Consider the following 19,582-nt stretch of genomic DNA (forward strand, 5'->3'; position numbering starts at 1 on the left):
CATCCCCCACCCGCTCCCGGGGCCGGCGCGATCCGGCCCCGGGAGCACCCCATCGCATGAGGAACGAGGACGGCTGCATGAGCGACCACATCCTTCAGATGCAGTCCATCACCAAGACCTTCCCGGGCGTGAAGGCGCTGCAGGACGTGAACCTGAACGTCCGTCGCGGCGAGATCCACGCCATCTGCGGCGAGAACGGCGCCGGGAAGTCGACCCTGATGAAGGTGCTCTCCGGGGTGTACCCGCACGGCACCTACGACGGCGAGATCCTGTTCGACGGAGAGAAGGTCGAGTTCGGCTCGATCAACGACTCCGAGGACAAGGGCATCGTGATCATCCACCAGGAGCTCGCCCTGGTGCCGTACCTGTCGGTGGCCGAGAACATCTTCCTCGGCAACGAGCGCCAGTCCGGCGGCTTCATCGACTGGAACAAGGCGAACTCGGAGGCCGCCCAGCTGCTGGCCCGGGTCGGCCTGGACGAGAACCCCACCACCCCGATCGGTCAGCTCGGCGTCGGCAAGCAGCAGCTGGTGGAGATCGCCAAGGCGCTCTCCAAGAGGGTCAAGCTGCTGATCCTGGACGAGCCGACCTCGGCCCTGAACGACTCCGACTCCGAGCACCTGCTCGACCTGCTGCGCCACCTGCGCGGCCAGGGGATCACCTCGATCATGATCTCGCACAAGCTGAACGAGATCGCCGACATCGCGGACTCGACCACGATCATCCGTGACGGCAAGACGATCGAGACCCTGGACATGGAGGCGGACCAGGTCACCCAGGAGCGGATCATCCGCGGAATGGTCGGTCGCGACCTGGACAGCCGGTTCCCCGACCACGTGTCCTCCATCGGCGAGGAGGTGTTCCGGGTCGAGGACTGGCACGTCGAGCACCCCACCCAGCCGGGCCGGGTCGTGGTCGACGGCGCGAACTTCGCGGTGCGCGCCGGGGAGATCGTCGGCATCGCCGGCCTGATGGGCGCCGGGCGCACCGAGCTCGCGATGAGCATCTTCGGACGCTCCTACGGCCGGAACATCTCCGGCCGGGTGTACCTGCACGGCAAGGAGATCAGGACCCGCTCCGTGCAGGAGGCGATCGGCCACGGCCTCGCCTACGCCACCGAGGACCGCAAGACCTACGGCCTCAACCTGATCGAGGACATCCGGCGGAACATCTCCGCGGCGGCACTGAAGAAGATGTCGGCCGGCGGCTGGGTGAACGGCAACGAGGAGATCAAGGTCGCCGAGGAGTACCGGCGGTCCATGAACATCAAGGCGCCGACCGTGATGGCGCTGACCGGGAAGCTCTCCGGCGGCAACCAGCAGAAGGTCGTGCTGTCCAAGTGGATCTACACCGATCCCGAGGTGCTGATCCTGGACGAGCCCACCCGCGGCATCGACGTCGGTGCCAAGTACGAGATCTACACGATCATCAACAAGCTCGCGGATGCCGGGAAGGGCGTCGTGGTCATCTCCTCGGAGCTGCCCGAACTGCTCGGCATCTGTGACCGCATCTACACCCTCGCATTCGGCCGGATCACCGGCGTGACCGACCGGCAGAACGCGACACAGGAAGGGCTGATGGAGCTCATGACGCAGGAACGCGACCACCAGAAGGGGGCCCTCCAGTGACGGCGGTGACCGGGCTGCGGGACATCTTCACCAAGAACCTGCGCCAGAGCGGCATCTACATCGCGTTCGTGGCGATCATCGCCCTGTTCGCGTTCCTGACCGGCGGCACGCTGCTGCAGCCGGGCAACATCACCAACATCGTCCTGCAGTACTCCTACATCCTGATCCTCGCGATCGGCATGGTGATCGTGATCATCGGCGGTCACATCGACCTGTCGGTCGGATCGGTGGTGGCGCTGACCGGTGCGGTCTCCGCGGTGCTGGTGATCAAGAACGGCAACCCGTGGTGGGTCGGCATCCTGGCCGCGCTCGCGGTCGGTCTGCTGGTCGGCGCCTGGCAGGGCTTCTGGGTGGCGTACGTCGGGATCCCGGCGTTCATCGTGACCCTGGCCGGCATGCTGCTGTTCCGCGGTCTCACCTACGAGGTGCTGGACAACATCTCGCTGTCGCCCTTCACCGGCGCGTACCAGAAGGTGGCCGGCGGCTTCCTGAACGGGTTGTTCGGCGGCGACGGCTACGACGTCTTCACCCTGGTGATCGCGGCGATCGCGGTGGTCGGCTTCGCGGCCGCGTCCTACCGCTCCCGGATGGGCCGGGTGCGCTACCAGCAGTCGGTCGAGGCCATGCCGCTGTTCATCGCGAAGATCGTCGCGGTGGCCGTCGTGGTCATGCTGTTCGCCTGGCAGCTGGCGCACTCGCGCGGTCTGCCGATCGTGCTGATCATCCTCGCGGTGCTGATCCTGGCCTACAACCTGGTCACCAACCGCACGGTCTTCGGCCGGCACGTCTACGCGATCGGTGGCAACCTCTCCGCCGCGCAGCTGTCCGGTGTGAAGGTCAAGCAGGTCAACTTCTGGATCTTCGTGAACATGGGCTTCCTGGCCTCGGTCGCGGGTGTCATCTACTCCTCGCGCTCGAACGGCGCCCAGCCCGGTGCCGGCAACATGTTCGAGCTGGACGCGATCGCGGCCTGCTTCATCGGCGGCGCGTCGACCACCGGTGGTGTCGGCCGGGTCACCGGCGCGATGGTCGGTGGCCTGATCATGGCCGTGATGTCCAACGGCATGCAGCTGATGGGCGTTCCGCAGTCGACCCAGCAGATCGTCAAGGGCCTGGTGCTGCTGCTGGCCGTGGCCTTCGACATCTACAACAAGCGCCGGGCGGGCACCGCGCGCTGATCGGACGCGGGACGCACCGACCGGCGGGGAACCCGGTCGGTGCGCCCCGCCCGCTCCGGCCCCCGGGCACGGAGCCGCACGACCCGGCAGGGCCGGGACCCCACCGCACAGGGGGTCCCGGCCCTGCTGCCGTGCGGGGCCGACGGTCTGCGCCGGCCCCGGGCGCACGCCGCGCCGACCTTGTCGCGCCCGCGCTCTCCGCGCCACGCGCACGCAGCGACAAACTCTGCCGTGCCCGAGACCCTGCCGCGGCCGAGACCCTGCCGTGCCCGAGACCCTGCCGTGCCTGACCGTGCCGTGCCTGAGACCCTGTCGCGCCCGACCGTGCCGCGCCCGACCCTGCCGTGTCCGCGCAACACGCCATCCGCGCCCGACTCTGGCATCGCCGAGAAGTCATTTCCCGTCGGCCAAATCGCCCGATCAGCGACACAGAATGGCTTCTCGGTGAGATCGATCGTGCTGCGGGGGCATCGTGCCGTTGCTGAGGGCGCACGAATGCAGGGCTCGGGGCCTCTCAGGCGTGCACTTGTGCCCTCTCGCGCGTGATCGGCCCGGACGCGCAGGCTCGACCGCGCGGGCTCGGTCGTGATGAGCTGGACGCGCGGGCTTGGCCGCGCAGGCTCGTCCGCGCAGGCTCGGACGTGTTCGGCCCAGACGCGCGGGCTCGTCCGCGCAGGTCCGCACGCCCCAGATGCGCGGGCTCGTCCGCGCAGGTCCGCGCGCCCCGGACCACCGGCCCGGCCGCGCAGCCCCGTCAGCCCGCGAGCATCCCGGCGAGCGCCGTGTCCCGCGCGAGCAGCAGGGCGCCCCAGGCCGGGGCGCTCGCGCCGAGCTCGCCCGCGACGACGTCGACCACGGCCCCGGAGGTCACCGCGGTCCGTTCGGCCAGCACCTCGCGCAGCGGGTCGAGCAGCAGGTCGCCGGCCCGGGACAGCGCACCCCCGACCACCAGCACGTCCGGATCGAGCACCGTGCACACCGAGGCCATCGCGGTGCCCAGGTGCCGACCGACGTCGGAGAGCACCCGGCGGCAGCCGGGATCGCCCTGTGCCGCGCGGTCCAGCACCTCGGCGAGGGTCATCGGCCCGTGGCTCGCGGCCAGCAGCGACGTCACCGCGGCCGAGCCCGCGTACACCTGGAGACACCCCCGGTTGCCGCAGGAGCAGACCGGGCCGAGCGGGTCGATGGTCAGGTGCCCGAGCTCGCCCGCGGTGCCGGTGCGACCGTGCACCAGCTCGCCGTCGTGCACGATCCCGCCGGAGACGCCCTGGGAGATCGACACCTGGACCACCGTGCTGCGACCGCGTCCCGCGCCCTGACGGGCCTCGGCCAGCGCGGAGAGGTTGCCCTCGTTGTCGAAGACCACCGGGGCGGGGGCGAAGAGCTCGGGCTGGGCGACCACCGGTCCCCAGCCGTCCCGGACCCCGGCACCGCCGACCCGGCCGGTGCGGACCTCCACCGGCGCGGGCACCCCGACCGCCACCTGCAGTACGTCGGCCGGGTCGAGGTCCTGCTCGGCCAGCAGCCCGGCAGCCAGGCTGCGCGCGGCGTCGACCGCGACATCGGCGCGGTGCCCGTCCGGCAGCACCTCGACCGCCTCGACCACCGCCCGCCCGTCGCCGGGGTCGAGCAGCACCCGGGCCTCGTCCAGGTAGCAGTGCACGCCGACCAGCGGTCCGCCGGGGCCGATCAGGGTGACCGCCCGCGCCCGGCGGCCGGTCCGGACCACGTCGCGGACCCGGACCAGGCGGTCGTCGATCAGCCCGCTCACCACCGTGGACACCGTGCCCGCGGTGAGTCCGGTGGCGGCGCCGATCTCGACCTGGGTCAGCTCGCCGGAGTGCCGGAGGGCGGTCAGCACGGCCACCCGGCTGCGAGGCGCGGCGCTGGTCACGGCCGGGCCGCGAACCTCTCCAGCAGGTCGGCGTGCCCGGAGACCACCAGCAGGTCGTTGGCGGAGATCCGGGTGTCCGGCGACGCGTACACGAAATCGATGCCCGGGCTCTTGACCCCGATCACGGTCACGCCGTAGCGCTCCCGGATCCGGGACTGGGCGATCGTGAAGCCCTGGGTCTCGCGCGGCGGGCGCATCTTGACCACGGTGAAGCCGTCCTCGACCTCGATGTAGTCGAGCATCTTCCCGGAGACCAGGTGCGCGACCCGGGACCCGGCGTCGGCCTCCGGCAGCACGACGTGGTGCGCCCCGATCCGCTGCAGGATCCGCGCGTGCTCGGCGCTGACCGCCTTGGACCAGATCTGGGGTGTGCCGATGTCCACCAGATTGCCCGTGATCAGCACGGACGCCTCCAGGTAGGACCCGACCCCGACCACCGCGACCGAGAAGTCGCGCGCGCCGAGCTGCTCCAGCGCCTCGGGATTGGCGGCGTCCGCCTCGACCAGCGGGATCCGACCGGACCACTGCGCGACCAGTTCCGGGTCCCGTTCGACGGCGAGCACGTCCTGTCCGAGCCGGTCGAGGGTCGCGGCGATCGCACTGCCGAACCGGCCCAGGCCGATCACCAGCACGCCGGAGTCGCGGCGGGGATCCTTGCGCTTGGCCTGGCGTTCCCACGGGCGGTCGTGCGAGTCCGCCTCCTCGCGGGGTCCGCGACCGCCGAGCGGCGTGCGCCGGTCACCGAACGGGCCCCGACGACCGTCCCGGGTGCCCTCGGGCGACCCGGTGTCCCGCAGGGGTTCACGGGTCTCCTCCGGGTCCGGGTCGGCGCCTCGGGGCTGCCGGGCGTCGTCCCCGCCCGGCCCGCGCGCGTCCCGCGGCTCGCGTCCCGGCCGACCGCCCCACGGCCCACGGCGTCCGTCGCCCCGTCGGGGGTCGTCGCCACGCCGGCCGTCCCGGCGCCCGGCGCCCTGTCCGGCGTCGTCCCCGCGTCCCTCGTCCGTGCTCACGTCGTCCGGCCTCTCGTTCCGGCCGTCCCCGGCCCGGGTGCTGTCATCCAATGATCGGCCTCTCCTCGGGCAGCCGGATGACCCGACGACGGCTGCGCAGCGCCAGGGCGGCGGCGAGCGTCATCGTGCCGGTCCGGCCGATGAACATCAGGACGGTGAGCACGTATTTGCCCGCGTCCGGGAGATCGGGGGTGAGCCCGGTGGTCAGTCCGCAGGTGGCGAAGGCCGAGATCACCTCGAACAGCACCACGTCCAGCGTCTCGTTCGGCACGATGGCCAGCAGGAGCAGGGAGGCGGTCAGCACGATGGTCGCCGACACCAGGGACACCGCGATCGCGACCTGCAACGCCTCGCGCGGGATCCGGCGACCGTAGGCCTCCACGTCCCGGTCGCCGCGCGCCTCGGCCCGGATCGCCAGCAGCATGACCGCCAGGGTGGTCACCTTGATCCCGCCGGCGGTCGACGCCGACCCGCCACCGACGAACATCAGGGCGTCGTGCAGCAGCCAGGTGCTCTCGTGCATCTGGCTGACGTCCACGGTCGCGAACCCGCCCGACCGCGGCATCACCCCGGCGAACAGGGAAGCCAGCAGGGTCTCGTTCCAGCCCACCCCGCCCAGGGTGCGCGGGTTGGTCCACTCGAAGGCCGCGACCATCACCGTGCCGAAGGCGACCAGCGCGGCGCTGGTGACGATGGTGAGCTTGGCGTGCAGGCTCCACCGGTGCGGTCGGCGCAGCTTCTTGATCACGTTGAGGATCACCGGGAAGCCGAGCGACCCGATGAACACGCCGATGATGATCGGCAGCAGCATCCACCAGTCCCCGGCGAAGGGCCGCAGACCGTCCGCGGTGGGGACGAAGCCCGCGTTGTTGAAGGCGGAGACCGCGTAGAACAGCCCGTGCCACGCCGCCTCACCCCAGGAGTCGCCGACGATCCGCAGCCGGGGGACCAGCACCAGCGCGATGATCACCTCCAGCATGGTGGAGGTGACGATCACGGTGCGCAGCAGGGAGCCGACCTCGCCCAACCGGGTGGTCTTGGTCTCCGAGGTGACCAGCAGTCGCTGGGTCAGCCCGATCCGCCGGGACACCGCGAGTCCGAGGATCGAGGCCAGCGTCATCACGCCCAGGCCGCCGATCTTGATCCCGACCAGGATCACCACGTGCCCGGCGGTGGACCAGTAGGTGCCGGTGTCGACCGTGACCAGCCCGGTGACGCAGACCGCGGAGGTCGCGGTGAACAGCGCGTCGACGAACGGCGCCCGCTGGCCGGAGGCGGTGGCCCAGGGCATGGACAGCAGCCCGGTGACCAGGGCGATCACCGCGGCGAACACGCCCAGCGCCAGCCGGGCGGGCGACTGTCGGGCCAGGCGGTCGATCAGCTCGCGGCCGGACCAGAGCACGCCGGGCAGACCCCGTGCCATTCACCCTCCGTCCGCCGCTCGACCGTTCGACGGCCAACTCTCCCACGCGCGTGGGCACGGCTACGGTATGGGCATGTCGCAGCGGGTGCGCGTGGTGTGGACCCCCGAGCTGCTGGATTACGACTTCGGCCCCGGGCATCCCATGGCTCCCCTGCGGTTGGACCTCACGATCCGGCTGGCCGGGGACCTCGGTCTTCTCGACCACTCCGATGTCGAGGTGGTCGGCGCGGAGCCGGCCGCCGACCACGTGCTGCTCACCGCGCACGAGCCGGAGTACGTGGCGGCGGTCCGGCGCGCCTCCGACGGCGGTCACGGCGACCCGGCGCGCGGCATCGGCACCGAGGACGACCCGGTGTTCCCCGGGATGCACGAGGCGGCGGCCCGGGTGGTCACCGGCAGCCGGGACGCGGCGCTCGCGGTCTGGCGGGGTGAGGTCGCGCATGCGGTGAACCTGACCGGGGGGATGCACCACGCGATGCCGGGCGCGGCCTCCGGCTTCTGCGTCTACAACGACGCGGCCGTCGCGATCCGTGCGCTGCTGGCCGACGGCGCGCAGCGGGTGGCCTACGTGGACATCGACGCCCACCATGGCGACGGGGTGCAGGCGGCTTTCTGGGACGACCCCCGGGTGCTGACCGTGTCGGTGCACGAGAGCGGCCGCACCCTGTTCCCCGGCACCGGCGATCCGGTGGACATCGGCGGCCCGGGAGCGCACGGCGGCGCGGTGAACCTGGCGCTGCCCGCCCACACCGGTGACACGGGCTGGCTGCGGGCGATCGACGCGGTGGTGCCCGAGGTGCTGCGCGCCTTCGCGCCGGAGTTCCTGGTCACCCAGCACGGCTGCGACGCCCACGTCGAGGACCCGATCGCGAACCTGGACGTCAGCGTGGACGCAGAACGCCTGGCCTCCGCCTGGCTGCACCAGCTCGCGCACGAGGTCGCCGGTGGCCGTTGGCTGGCGCTCGGCGGCGGCGGGTACGCGGTCGTCGACGTCGTGCCCCGGGCCTGGACCCATCTGCTGGGCGAGGCGACCCACCGCCCGGTGGACCCCGCGACCCGCGTGCCGCGCTCCTGGCTGGACCAGGCCGTGGAGCTGTACGGCCGGGAGGCGCCGGGGTCGATGACCGACGGCGCGGAGCTGCGCTGGCGCCCGTGGTCGACCGGATTCGACCCGGACGACGCGGTGGACCGGGCGATCACCGCGACCCGCCGTGCGGCCTTCCCCGCGCTCGGCCTGGATCCCGGGGTGGAATAGCCCGCTGTCGCAGCAGTCTCACCTTTCACAGGAACACCACCACCCACTACAGTTGCGACGTCCATCCCCCGCACCCGACGTGCGACGACGAAAGAGCGGCCAGCATGAGCGAGCAGTCCCGGCGCGTCCGGTTCCTCACCGTGGCCGAGGTCGCCGAGGCGATGCGGGTGTCGAAGATGACCGTGTACCGCCTGCTGCACTCCGGTGAGATGCCGGCGGTGCGGGTGGGCCGCTCGTTCCGGGTCCCGCAGGACGCGCTCGACCAGTACCTGGCCACCGCGCAGTTCGACGTCGACCCGGCCGAGCAGGAGGGTGACCCCGGCGCGGCCGACCCGCGGCGGATGTCCTCCTGATCGCCCCTGCACCCGGTCGCGGCGCGGTCACTGCGTCGGATCGACTAGGGTAGGGGCGGACTTTCCCGTGCGTGGGGGTCCCGCGAGTGCTCGCGAGCCGGAGGCGACAGCGTCCGTCCGCAGGTCACGTGGGACGCGCTGCGCGTCGATCGACCACTACCGGCGGACGCCCCACGCGCTCGCCACCGGAAGCGAGTGAGGACCCATGGGCTCCGTCATCAAGAAGCGCCGCAAGCGCATGGCGAAGAAGAAGCACCGCAAGCTGCTGCGGAAGACGCGTCACCAGCGTCGCAACAAGAAGTGATCGTGGCCGCCCACTAGGGCGGTTCCCGAGCGAGAGGCGCCCCGTCGACCCCGGTCGACGTGGGCGCCTTCGTCTTGTCCGTTTTCGGCGATTGTCTACAACGATGTAGCAAACTCTTGACGCGGAATGCCCGCACTGCTTCACTCGCTTCCGGCGGCTCTTCAACGTTGAAGAGCCAGGCGCTTCAGCGCGCCAGCCCGCAGGTGGAGGAGGTCGACGGTGATCTCACCGGACGGTCAGGGCATCAGCAGACGGACACTGATCCGCGGCGCGATGCTCGGAGCCGGCGCTCTCGCCGGCTCGTGGGCGCTCAGCGGCTGTGGCGGATCGGCCGCCGCGGCAGGAGCGACCCGGATTCAGATGTGGCACCTGTTCACCGGCGGTGACGGGGGCATCTTCCAGCAGATGCTCTCCGAGGTGCAGAACGAGGACCCCACGCTGGCCATCGATCCGGTGGTCCTCACCTGGGGCGCTCCCTACTACACGAAGCTCATCATGGCGTCGGTCGGCGGACGTTCCCCCGACCTGGCCGTGATGCACCTGACCCGGGTGGCCGGGTGGGTCCCGGGCGGCGTGCTCGACCCGTGGGACCTGGACACGCTCGCCGAGCACGGGGTGACCCGGGACTCGTTCCCGCCCGCGCTCTGGGACCGGGCGACCATCGACGGTCAGCTCTGGGCCGTCCCGCTGGACTTCCACGCCTTCCTGCTGTTCTTCGACAAGGGGCTCGCCGACCAGGCGGGCATTCTCGGCTCGGACGGGAAACTGGTCGGCGTCGACTCCCCGGACGGTTTCCTGGACGCCGGGCGCGCGATGGCCGACGTCACCGGGTACGCCGGGATCGGTTACGGCTACACCGGCGACGGCTCGCAGATGTCCCGGATGCTCTGGGGCCTGTACGGCCAGACCGGTGCCGAGATCACCCTGACCCCCGGCCAGGACGCCCAGCTCGACCGGGACAAGCTGATCGAGGTGGTCACCTTCGTGCAGTCGATGCTGGACGACACGGTGGCGCTCGCGAACAGCGACTACAACGCCGCGGTGGCCTCGTTCAGCACCGGCCGGGTCGGCATGTGCTTCAACGGCAACTGGGAGCTGCCGACCTTCGTCAACGCAGGGGTCGACGTGGACGCGATGCCGATGCCGACCCTGTTCGGCACCCCGGGCACCTACGGCGACTCGCACTGCTTCGTCCTGCCGCACCAGGTCAACGTCGACCCGGAGCGCCGGGAGGCCGCCTACCGCACCGTCGCCGCGATGCTGAACAAGTCGCTGCTGTGGAGCCAGGGCGGTCACATCCCGGCCAACAGGGCGGTCACCGAGTCCGCCGAGTACAAGGCGGAGCTGCCGCAGGCGCACTACGCGGAGGCCAGCCAGAGCGCCGTCTTCGACCCGCAGGCCTGGTTCACCGGGTCGGGATCGGACTTCCAGGCCCGGGTCGGCGAGGTGCTGCAGACCGCGTGGCTGGACAAGGGATCGCCCGAGACGGCCGTGGACGGTCTGATCGACCGCCTGAACGCCGCCCTCCAGACCAAGCCGCCGGCGTGAGGAGGCCGTGATGACCACGCAGATCACCACCCCGCAGACGGTCGAGGTCGGCAAGCCCCCGCGGTCGCCGCGGTCCCGCCGAGCGCGGGAGGGTCGCGGCTGGCCCTTCGTCGTGCCGTTCCTCGTGATCGCGACCCTGTTCCTGATCGTCCCCACCCTGTACGGCCTGGGTCTGAGCTTCACCGAGCAGTCGTTGATGGGCAACGGCGGCTGGGTCGGCCTGGACAACTACGCCGAGGCGCTGGGCGACAGCACCCTGTGGGCCACCCTGGGCCACACCATCGCCTTCACCGTGATGAGCACCGTCCCGCTGGTGGTCGTCGCCCTGGTGATGGCGCTGCTGGTCTACACCGGGCTGCCCGGGCAGTGGCTCTGGCGGCTGGCGTTCTTCGCGCCGTACATGCTGCCGGTCGCCGTCGTCGTGCAGATCTGGGTCTGGTTGTTCCAGCCGGAGATCGGCTTCCTGAACTACTGGCTCGACCGGTTCGGGCTGGACAAGGTCGGCTGGCTGACCGACACCAACGTGGCCATGTGGTCGATGGTGCTGCTCACCCTGTGGTGGACGGTCGGCTTCAACTTCCTGCTGTACCTGTCCGCGCTCCAGTCGATCCCGGACCAGATGTACGAGGCCGCCGCGCTGGACGGAGCCGGGTCCTGGCGACGACTGTTCTCGATCACCCTGCCGCAGCTCAAGGGCACCACCGTGCTGATCACCGTGCTGCAGCTGCTGGCCTCGCTGAAGGTCTTCGACCAGATGTTCATCGCTTTCAACGGCGGTTCCGGACCGGGCGGCGTGACCCGGCCGATCCTCCAGTACATCTACGACACCGGCTTCACCGGCTACCGGATGGGCTACGCCTCGGCGATGTCGTACATCTTCTTCGCCCTGATCATCGTGGTGACCCTGGTCTTCCAGCTGTTCACCACCCGTCGGCGGGAGGCCCACCGTGGCCACTGAGACCCTGAGTCCGCTGAGCCCGGGACAGCGTGCCCGACGGGCCTGGACCGAGCGGCGGGACGACAACCGCCGCACCCGCGCCCTGGTGCTCGGGCAGTCGAAGATCGCCACCACGCTGGCCGTCGTCGTGCTGGTCGTGATGGCCGCCAGCTGGCTGCTGCCCATGCTCTGGGCGATCAGCACCAGCTTCAAGACCGAGGCGCAGGCGCAGTCGACGCCGCTGCAGTGGTTCCCGGACGGCGGCTTCACGCTGGAGAACTACACCACCGTGTTCTCCCGCGGTGAGGTGATGCGCTGGATGGGCAACACCCTGCTGATCGCGGGCGCGGTGACCCTCCTGACCGTCGCGCTGTGCGCCCTGGCCGGGTACGGGTTCTCCCGCACGAGGTTCCGCGGCCGGAACCTGCTGTTCGCGGGCACGATCGCCCTGATCGCCATCCCCGGGCAGATCCTGATCGTCCCGCTGTTCCGGCAGATGCAGGCGATCGACGCCGTCGACACCTACTGGGGCGTGATCCTGCCGCAGCTGGTGGCGCCGGTGATGGTCTACATCTTCGCCAAGTTCTTCTCCGAGATCCCGCAGGAGCTGGAGGACGCGGCGCGGGTGGACGGTGCCGGGCACTGGCGGACGTTCTGGTCGATCGTGCTGCCGATCTCCCGGCCGATCGTCTCCGCGGTCGGGATCTTCGTGTTCATCGGCGCCTGGAACAACTTCCTCTGGCCGTTCATCGTCACCAACAACCCGGACCTGATGACCCTGCCGGTCGGTCTGTCCACGGTGAAGAACGCCTACGGCACGATCTATGCGCAGACCATGGCGTCGGCGATGATCGCAGCCGCCCCGCTGATCATCCTGTTCATGCTGTTCCAGCGCCAGATCGTCAAGGCGGTCGCCACCACGGGTCTCGGCGGTCGTTAGGCCCACCGGGTGACCCCGTGGGATGTGCTAGAACCACGGGGTCATCCAGTGCGGGCTGAGGAGGTCACGGTGGGCGCAGCCCGACGGTCGAGCGGCGCGACCATGCACGACGTCGCCCAGCTGGCGGGGGTGTCGGTCAAGACGGTCTCCAACGTCATCAACGGTTACCCGCACATCCGCCCGGCGACCAAGGAACGGGTCGAGGACGCGATCGGCGTCCTCGGGTACCGGGTGAACATCACCGCCCGCAGTCTGCGCCGGGGGCGTACCGGCATGATCGGCCTGGCCCTGCCGGAGCTCGGGCTGCCGTACTTCGCCGAGCTCGCCGAGACGATCATCCGGGTCGCCGAGGAGACCGGCACCCTGGTCCTGATCGAGCAGACCAATGCCAGCAGGGATCGTGAGATCGAGGCGCTGGGCTCCCGGGTCCGGCACCTGACCGACGGGCTGATCTTCTCCCCGCTGGCCCTCGGCCAGGAGGACGTCGGCCTGTTCGACGTCGACTTCCCGATGGTGCTGCTCGGAGAGCGGGTGTTCGGCGGCCCCACCGACCACGTCACCATGGACAACGTCGCCGCCGCCCGCGCCGCCACCGAGCACCTGCTCGCCCGTGGCCGGCGCCGGATCGCCGTGATCGGCGCCCATCCGGGGGAGCGGGTCGGCACCGCCGCGCTCCGGGTGCAGGGCTACCGCGAGGCGATGGCCGCCGCCGGGCTCCCGGTGGACGAGCGCCTGGTCGCCGAGGCCGGTGCCTGGCACCGCTCCACCGGCGACGCCGCCATGACCCGCCTGTTGGACGACGGGGTCGAGATCGACGCCGTCTTCGGCCTGAACGACGCGGTGGCCCTCGGTGCGATGCACGCGCTGCGCCTGCACGGTAGGAGCATCCCGGACGACGTCGCGGTGATCGGCTTCGACGACATCGAGGAGGCGGCGTACTCCGCGCCCACGTTGAGCTCGGTCGCCCCCGGCGCCGAGCAGATCGCCCGGACCGCCGTGGAGTACCTGCTCCAGCGCATCGAGGGCACCGCCCCCGATCAGGCCCGTCAAGTGGTCACCGACTTCTCGATCGTCACCCGTCAATCGACCGGCGGTTGATCAACCCCCCGGTTGTCCAACCGCCGTGCTCTCGACGTCCGACGGTGCCGACGGATGCCGCGGAGCACCGCACGGCACCGGTCGGCGATGCCGCTCGGCCGGTGGCGCTCCGCCGTGCCCGGGGCCCGACGTCGGTACATCCGCGCCGAGTTCGGTACCCCGGGTCACGATCTCGGCGCCGTTGTACCGAACTCGGCGGAGCCGGTCACGCCGCCGGTGGGCGACCTCGGGTCCTGCGGCGGCGTGGGGCGCGGTGGATCGCGCGGGGGTGAGGGTGTGCGGCAGGTCAGAGCGGGCGGAACAGGACCAGGTCGCGCTCGACCCGCCGGCCGACCGTGAAGGTGCGCTCGCCCGCGACCGCGAAGCCCGCGCGCCGGTAGAACGCCTGTGCCCGTGCGTTCCGGCCGTTCACGCCCAGGACCACGCCGTCCGCACCCGCCTCGCGCGCCGCGTCCAGGGTCGCGGTCAGCAGAGCACCGGCGATCCCGCTCCCCTGTGCGTCCGGGTGCAGATAGCACTTGGACAGGTAGGCGGTCCGCGCGGGGTCGGTCAGGACGGCGGCCAGCTCCTCGTCCAGCGGCTCGCCGATCAGCGTCAGCGTGTACCCGACCAGCGCGCCGGCGTCCTCGGCGACCAGCACCAGGTGCCCGGGTGCGCGCAGGTGCGCACCGAAGTGCTCCGCCGTGAGGTGCGCGGCGATGAACGCCCGCTGATCGTCGGCAGGCATGTCCGGCGGGCACGCGAGCGGGAAGGTCAGTGCGGCGAGCTTCGCCAGCGCGGTCGCGTCGCCGGTCCGGGCGACCCGCAGGGTGACGGTCGACGTGGTCCCCCCGGGAGCAGCGAGTTCCTCGCTCACCGACCCCACCGCGTGCGCAGTCGACGCTGGACCGCCCGGGCCACCAGGGCCAGCGCCCAGATCGACCCGGCCGCGGTGGCCGCGTCCACCCCGCGTCGGGTGCGGGCGCGGCGGTTGCGGAACTCGCGCATCGGCCAGCCGACCTCCGCCGCATGCCGACGCAGCCGGGCGTCCGGGTTGATCGCGCACGGGAAGCCGACCTCGGACAGCAGCGGCACGTCGTTCGCGGAGTCGCCGTAGGCGAAGGACTGCGAGAGATCCAGGCCCTGCTTCTCCGCGAGCGCCCGGACGCCCTGCGCCTTGGCCTGTCCGTGCATCATGTCGCCGACCAGGCGTCCGGTGTAGAAGCCGTCGGTGTGCTCGGCGATCGTGCCCAGCGCCCCGGTCGCGCCCAGCCGCCGGGCGATCAGGTCGCCGATCTCGGTCGGGGTCGCGGTGACCAGCCAGACCTGGTGCCCGGCGCGCAGGTGCTGCTCCAGCAGGCGCTGGGTGCCGGGGAAGATCCGCAGGGCGAGCACCTCGTCGTAGACGTCCTCGGCGACGGTCAGCACCTCGGCCACGGACCGGCCCTGCATGATGCTGAGCGCCCGGTCCCGGACCTCGGCGATCTGCGCCTTGTTCTCGCCGAACATGAGGTAGTGCGCCTGGTGGAAGCCGAACCGGACGATGTCCGTGGTCCGGAAGAACCCCCGGCGGTACAGCCCGACACCCAGGTGGAACGCGCTCGCCCCCCGGATGATCGTGTTGTCGACGTCGAAGAACGCGGCGACCGTCGACCCGGTCGCCGGGGCGTGCTCCGCGATCAGCTCGCCCACGGTCCGGCCGTCGGCCGCCGGCTGCGGACGGCCGTCGGGGCTCTCGGCGGGATCGGGCACCCGGCCACTGTAACGAAGCGGCCTACGCTCGTCCTGTGACCACTCTGAACAGCCGCGTCGTGCTCTTCACCCGGCCGGGCTGCCACCTGTGCCAGGCCGCCCGCGAGGTCGTCCGGCAGGTCTGCGGTGACGACTGGCGGGAGGCCGACGTCGACGACGACCGGGTCCGGACCGGTGACGGACGACCCGCCGCGGCGGCCTACGGGGAGCTGCTGCCGGTGCTCGAGGTCGACGGCCGCCGGGCCGGTTACTGGCAGATCGACGCAGATCTGCTCGTCGCAGCTCTGAATCGGCCCGCGAAGCCCTAACCTGGGACCGTGCGCCCGCTGCCGTCGACCACCGTCGCCCGACTGCCGGGATACCTGCGCTCGCTGGGCGGCCTCGCGTCCGAGGGGGCACACACCGTGTCCTCCGACCAGCTGGCCGACCTGGTGGGGGTGTCCCCGGCCCAGCTCCGCAAGGACCTGTCCTATCTGGGCGCGGGGGGACGTCGTGGCGTGGGCTACGAGGTCGACAGCCTGCGCCGCCAGATCGCCCAGGTGCTCGGCATGACCGAGGAGCGTCGACTGGTCATCGTCGGCATCGGTAACCTCGGTCACGCGCTGGCGACCTACTCCGGGTTCGCCGACCGCAGCTTCGAGCTGGTCGGTCTGGTGGACACCGATCCGGCCGTCGTCGGCAGCACGGTCGCCGGGCACGTCGTGCGGCACGCCACCGAGCTGGAGGCCGTCGTCCAGGAGGGCCAGGCGACGATCGCGATCCTGGCCACCCCCGCGTCGGCCGCCCAGCAGACCGCCGATCGGCTCGTCGCCGCCGGGGTGTCCGGCATCCTCAACTTCGCCCCCCGCACGGTCCGGGTCCCGGACGACGTCGAGGTCCGGGAGGTCGACCTCGGCTCCGAGCTGCAGATCGTGGCCTTCCACGCCCGGAGGTTGAGCTCCGAGAGCTGAGCCCCGCACCAGTGCACGAAGGCCCGGCCACGGCAGGGGGATGCGTGGCCGGGCCCTCGTGGGCTCGCGGGACGGGTGCTGTCGGCGGCTGTTCGCGTCAGCACCCGTCCGAGGGGAGGTTCAGCCCTTGATGGCGGAGACCTCGAGTGCGATGTTGACCTTGTCGCTGACCAGCACGCCGCCGGTCTCGAGCGCGGCGTTCCAGGTCAGGTCGAAGTCCTTGCGGGAGATCGGCAGGGTGGCGGAGAAGCCCGCGCGCTGGTTGCCGAACGGGTCGGTGGCGGCGCCGCCGAACTCGACGGCCAGCTCGACGGACTTGGTCACGCCGTGGATGGTCAGGTCGCCGGTGACGACGTAGTCCTCGCCGTCGCCCGTGACGGAGGTCGAGGTGAAGGTCCACTCGCCGAACTTCTCCACGTCGAAGAAGTCGCCGCTCTTGAGGTGGCCGTCGCGGCCCGCGTCACCGGTGGTGATGGTCGACGGGTCCAGGGTGGCGGACACCGCGGAGAGCTCCAGGTCGTCGCCCACGGTGATGGCGCCACCGGTCACGGCGACGGTGCCCCGCACCTTGGAGATACCGGCGTGACGCACGGTGAAGGACGCCTCGGTGTGCGACGGGTCGATGTTCCAGGTGCCGGCGACGAGGCCGGTGGGGAGAGCGGTCATGATGTCCATCCTCGTTAGTTGAAGCGTCAATCGCTGGTAGTTGAGATTTCTACTACAGTGGGGACCAGGATGCAAGAGGGCGTGTGAGGGAGGATGTCCCGGTGACCGACGTGCAGTGGCTCAGCGACGACGAACAGGGCTGGTGGCGGGCCTACCGCGACGGGACGGCGCGACTGCTGGACGTGCTCGGGCACGAGCTCGAGCAGGACACCGGACTGTCCCTGGGCGAGTACGAGGTGCTGGTCCGGCTGTCCGAGGCGCCGGAGCGCACGCTGCGGATGTCCGAGCTGGCCGGCGAGCTGGCCCACTCGCGCAGTCGTCTGACCCACACCATCCGGCGGATGGAGAGCGCCGGTCTGGTCGAGCGGACCCCCTGCCTCCAGGATGCCCGCGGGGTGAACTGCACCATGACCCCGATCGGCTACCGGCAGCTGGTGGACGCGGCGCCCTCGCACGTCACCTCGGTGCGCCGGCACCTGGTCGAGGCGCTCAGCCCGGAGCAGATGCGGGCGCTCGGCGAGGCGATGGCCGCGGTCGGCGTGGCGCTGCAGGACGCCTCGGTCGAGGAATGAGCCTGAGCACCCAGACTCGTTTGCGAGACTGACGCCATGGTCACCACCACCGTCCACCTGATGCGGCACGGCGAAGTGCACAACCCGGAGGGTGTGCTCTACGGCCGGCTGCCCGGCTACCACCTGTCGGAGCGCGGCGTCGCGATGGCGGAGAAGGTGGCCGCGTACCTGGCCGGACAGGCCGACGGGCCGCGTCGGGACGTCACGGTGCTCTACGCCTCCCCGCTGCAGCGCGCCCAGGAGACGGCCGCGCCGATCTCCGCCGCCCTCGGGCTCGAGATCCGGACCGACCCCGGCCTGATCGAGGCGGAGAACGCCTTCGAGGGCCTGACCTTCGGCGTCGGCGACGGCTCGCTGCGGCACCCGAGGCACTGGCCGCTGCTGGTGAACCCGTTCCGGCCGTCCTGGGGCGAGCCCTACACCGAGCAGGTCGCCCGGATGGTCGCCGTGGTCGAGAAGGCCCGGGACGAGGCCCGCGGGCACGAGGCCGTCCTGGTCAGCCACCAGCTGCCGGTCTGGATCACCCGCCTCGCCCTGGAGAACCGCCGGCTGTGGCACGACCCCCGCCGTCGCCAGTGCTCGCTCGCCTCGCTGACCAGCCTGACCTACGACGACGACCGGCTGGTGGGGATCGGCTACACCGAGCCCGCCGCCGACCTGCTGCCCGGCGCCTCCGCGGTGGCCGGAGCATGACAGCCCGTCGTCGCACCGTCGCCACGCTGCTGGTCGCCGGGCTGCTCGCCCTGACCGCGTGCACCGGCGGCTCGCCCTCGGGCGGCTCCACCACCGACGCGGGCTACCAGTCGCAGGACGGCTCCTTCACCTCCTGGCCGGCCGGCGACCGGCAGGGTCCGGTCGCGGTCGCCGGGACCGACTACGAGGGCGCGACCCAGGACACCGCCGACTGGCTCGGCGACGTCGTCGTGCTGAACACCTGGTACGCGGCCTGCCCGCCCTGCCGTGAGGAGGCGCCGGACCTGGTGGACCTCGCGAACGAGTACGCCGACCAGGGCCTGCACGTGCTCGGGATCAACGGGGTGGACGACGCCGGCGCGGCCGAGTCCTTCCAGCGCACCTTCGACGTGCCCTACCCGAGCATCGACGACCGGGACAAGGCCGCGGTCGCCGCGCTCCAGGGCGTGGTGCCGATCCAGGCCACGCCGACCACGGTCGTGCTCGACCGCGAGGGCCGGGTCTTCGCCCGGATCGTCGGGATGGCCGAGGGCTCGACCCTGCGGGCGCTGGTCGAGGAGGCGCTGGCCGAGGACGCCGCGTGATCCCGGCCTCCGTCGGCGCGGACTTCGCCCAGACCGCCGCCACCGGGTCGCTGCTGGTCGCGGTGCCGGTCGCAGTGCTCGCCGGACTGGTCTCCTTCGCCTCGCCCTGCGTGCTGCCGCTCGTCCCGGGCTATCTCGGGTACCTGGGCGGGATGTCCGCCGCGGTGGCGCCCGCCGGTGGCCTGCCCGCGCAGCCCGGTCGGCTCGGCACCGCGTCGCGGACCCGGGCGCCCCGTGGCCGGCTGGTGGCCGGGGTGCTGCTGTTCGTCGCCGGGTTCACCGCGGTGTTCCTGGCCTACGGCTCGCTGGCCGGGTCGCTCGGCCGGCTGCTGCTGCAGTGGCAGGACCCGGTCACCCGGGTGCTCGGCGTGGTGACGATCGTGATGGGCCTGGCGTTCTGCGGGCTGCTCCCGTTCTGGCAGCAGGACCGCCGACGGCTGATCGCCCCGCGGGCCGGGCTGTGGGGGGCGCCGGTGCTCGGCGTCACCTTCGGCATCGGCTGGACCCCGTGCATCGGACCGACCCTGGCCGCGATCCTGGCGATGTCCCTGGACGGCGGATCCGCCGGCCGGGGGGCGCTGCTCGCCCTGGCGTTCTGCGCCGGACTGGGGGTGCCCTTCGTGCTGGTCTCGTTCGGGGTGCAGCGCAGTCGCCGGGTGCTGGACTGGCTCGGCCGGCACCGGCTGGCCGTGATGCGGGTCGGCGGCGGCCTGCTGATCGTGCTCGGCCTGGCCATGGTCACCGGCGTCTGGGGCCATCTCGCCACCTGGCTGCAAGGCATCCTGACCGACTCCCAGCCCTTCATCCCGGCGGTGTGA

At 71.5% G+C, this 19,582-nt stretch carries 21 protein-coding genes; 15 read left to right on the plus strand and 6 right to left on the minus strand.

What is annotated here, in order from left to right; genetic code table 11:
- Window positions 1–77 precede the first annotated feature (77 nt).
- Window positions 78–1,628, plus strand: coding sequence for a multiple monosaccharide ABC transporter ATP-binding protein (mmsA, locus tag OGL89_RS05400; RefSeq protein ID WP_263118875.1), 1,551 nt, complete (start codon window positions 78–80; stop codon window positions 1,626–1,628).
- The gene (mmsB, locus tag OGL89_RS05405; protein WP_263118876.1) at window positions 1,625–2,806 is read left to right on the plus strand and encodes a multiple monosaccharide ABC transporter permease; all 1,182 of its coding nucleotides are present in this window, start codon (window positions 1,625–1,627) and stop codon (window positions 2,804–2,806) included. The genes mmsA and mmsB overlap by 4 nt, the downstream gene beginning before the upstream one ends.
- 754 nt (window positions 2,807–3,560) lie before the next feature.
- On the opposite strand, the gene OGL89_RS05410 is transcribed toward mmsB, so the two are convergent.
- The 3 genes from OGL89_RS05410 to OGL89_RS05420 form a co-directional block, all read right to left on the minus strand.
- Entirely contained in the window at window positions 3,561–4,700 is a 1,140-nt protein-coding gene (locus OGL89_RS05410) for an ROK family transcriptional regulator (RefSeq protein ID WP_263118877.1), read from the minus strand.
- Window positions 4,697–5,332 (minus strand): TrkA family potassium uptake protein, encoded by a 636-nt coding sequence (locus OGL89_RS05415; RefSeq protein WP_263118910.1) that lies wholly within the window; start codon window positions 5,330–5,332, stop codon window positions 4,697–4,699. Before OGL89_RS05415 ends, OGL89_RS05410 begins: the two co-directional genes overlap by 4 nt.
- A gap of 421 nt (window positions 5,333–5,753) precedes the next feature.
- A complete protein-coding gene (locus tag OGL89_RS05420) occupies window positions 5,754–7,133 on the minus strand; it encodes a potassium transporter TrkG (RefSeq protein WP_263118878.1) in 1,380 nt (459 codons plus the stop codon).
- 73 nt (window positions 7,134–7,206) lie between these two features.
- On the opposite strand from OGL89_RS05420, the gene OGL89_RS05425 reads away from it, so the two are divergent.
- The 7 genes from OGL89_RS05425 (at window position 7,207) to OGL89_RS05455 (ending at window position 13,568) form a co-directional block, all read left to right on the plus strand.
- Complete coding sequence (locus OGL89_RS05425; RefSeq protein WP_263118879.1) at window positions 7,207–8,388, plus strand: acetoin utilization protein AcuC; 1,182 nt, start codon at window positions 7,207–7,209, stop codon at window positions 8,386–8,388.
- A gap of 104 nt (window positions 8,389–8,492) precedes the next feature.
- Entirely contained in the window at window positions 8,493–8,741 is a 249-nt protein-coding gene (locus tag OGL89_RS05430; protein WP_263118880.1) for a helix-turn-helix domain-containing protein, read from the plus strand.
- Window positions 8,742–8,946: 205 nt separating this feature from the next.
- Complete coding sequence (locus tag OGL89_RS05435) at window positions 8,947–9,045, plus strand: AURKAIP1/COX24 domain-containing protein (RefSeq protein WP_003792170.1); 99 nt, start codon at window positions 8,947–8,949, stop codon at window positions 9,043–9,045.
- Window positions 9,046–9,405: 360 nt separating this feature from the next.
- The gene (locus tag OGL89_RS05440; protein WP_263118881.1) at window positions 9,406–10,593 is read left to right on the plus strand and encodes an extracellular solute-binding protein; all 1,188 of its coding nucleotides are present in this window, start codon (window positions 9,406–9,408) and stop codon (window positions 10,591–10,593) included.
- A gap of 10 nt (window positions 10,594–10,603) precedes the next feature.
- The gene (locus tag OGL89_RS05445) at window positions 10,604–11,551 is read left to right on the plus strand and encodes a sugar ABC transporter permease (protein WP_263118882.1); all 948 of its coding nucleotides are present in this window, start codon (window positions 10,604–10,606) and stop codon (window positions 11,549–11,551) included.
- Window positions 11,541–12,470 carry a carbohydrate ABC transporter permease gene (locus OGL89_RS05450; protein ID WP_263118883.1) on the plus strand — a complete coding sequence of 310 codons (930 nt, stop codon included), beginning with the start codon at window positions 11,541–11,543 and terminating at the stop codon, window positions 12,468–12,470. The genes OGL89_RS05445 and OGL89_RS05450 overlap by 11 nt, the downstream gene beginning before the upstream one ends.
- A gap of 69 nt (window positions 12,471–12,539) precedes the next feature.
- Entirely contained in the window at window positions 12,540–13,568 is a 1,029-nt protein-coding gene (locus OGL89_RS05455; protein WP_346770679.1) for a LacI family DNA-binding transcriptional regulator, read from the plus strand.
- A 286-nt stretch (window positions 13,569–13,854) separates the two neighbouring features.
- Here OGL89_RS05455 and OGL89_RS05460 read toward each other — a convergent pair whose 3' ends face one another.
- The gene (locus OGL89_RS05460) at window positions 13,855–14,424 is read right to left on the minus strand and encodes a GNAT family N-acetyltransferase (RefSeq protein WP_263118884.1); all 570 of its coding nucleotides are present in this window, start codon (window positions 14,422–14,424) and stop codon (window positions 13,855–13,857) included.
- Window positions 14,421–15,230 (minus strand): HAD-IB family hydrolase, encoded by an 810-nt coding sequence (locus OGL89_RS05465; RefSeq protein WP_263118912.1) that lies wholly within the window; start codon window positions 15,228–15,230, stop codon window positions 14,421–14,423. The genes OGL89_RS05460 and OGL89_RS05465 overlap by 4 nt, the downstream gene beginning before the upstream one ends.
- 104 nt (window positions 15,231–15,334) lie before the next feature.
- On the opposite strand from OGL89_RS05465, the gene OGL89_RS05470 reads away from it, so the two are divergent.
- Both OGL89_RS05470 and OGL89_RS05475 read left to right on the plus strand, forming a co-directional pair.
- Window positions 15,335–15,607: a glutaredoxin family protein gene (locus tag OGL89_RS05470; RefSeq protein ID WP_263118885.1), complete on the plus strand. Its 273-nt coding sequence runs from the start codon at window positions 15,335–15,337 to the stop codon at window positions 15,605–15,607.
- A gap of 9 nt (window positions 15,608–15,616) precedes the next feature.
- A complete protein-coding gene (locus tag OGL89_RS05475; protein ID WP_263118886.1) occupies window positions 15,617–16,249 on the plus strand; it encodes a redox-sensing transcriptional repressor Rex in 633 nt (210 codons plus the stop codon).
- Window positions 16,250–16,369: 120 nt separating this feature from the next.
- Here the strand turns inward: OGL89_RS05475 and OGL89_RS05480 are convergent, their stop codons facing one another.
- The gene (locus OGL89_RS05480) at window positions 16,370–16,915 is read right to left on the minus strand and encodes a YceI family protein (protein ID WP_263118887.1); all 546 of its coding nucleotides are present in this window, start codon (window positions 16,913–16,915) and stop codon (window positions 16,370–16,372) included.
- Window positions 16,916–17,016: 101 nt separating this feature from the next.
- On the opposite strand from OGL89_RS05480, the gene OGL89_RS05485 reads away from it, so the two are divergent.
- From OGL89_RS05485 to OGL89_RS05500, 4 genes are read left to right on the plus strand one after another with little or no spacing between them, the layout of a single operon-like run.
- Entirely contained in the window at window positions 17,017–17,487 is a 471-nt protein-coding gene (locus OGL89_RS05485; RefSeq protein WP_346770680.1) for a MarR family transcriptional regulator, read from the plus strand.
- Window positions 17,488–17,523: 36 nt separating this feature from the next.
- Window positions 17,524–18,180 (plus strand): histidine phosphatase family protein, encoded by a 657-nt coding sequence (locus OGL89_RS05490; protein WP_263118889.1) that lies wholly within the window; start codon window positions 17,524–17,526, stop codon window positions 18,178–18,180.
- On the plus strand, window positions 18,177–18,764 hold the full coding sequence (locus OGL89_RS05495; RefSeq protein ID WP_263118890.1) for a TlpA disulfide reductase family protein: 588 nt from the start codon (window positions 18,177–18,179) through the stop codon (window positions 18,762–18,764). The genes OGL89_RS05490 and OGL89_RS05495 overlap by 4 nt, the downstream gene beginning before the upstream one ends.
- Window positions 18,761–19,582, plus strand: a complete 822-nt coding sequence (locus tag OGL89_RS05500; protein WP_263118891.1) for a cytochrome c biogenesis protein CcdA — start codon at window positions 18,761–18,763, stop codon at window positions 19,580–19,582. Before OGL89_RS05495 ends, OGL89_RS05500 begins: the two co-directional genes overlap by 4 nt.

The organism is Cellulomonas sp. RIT-PI-Y, assembly GCF_025642745.1.
Taxonomy (GTDB): Bacteria; Actinomycetota; Actinomycetes; order Actinomycetales; family Cellulomonadaceae; genus Cellulomonas.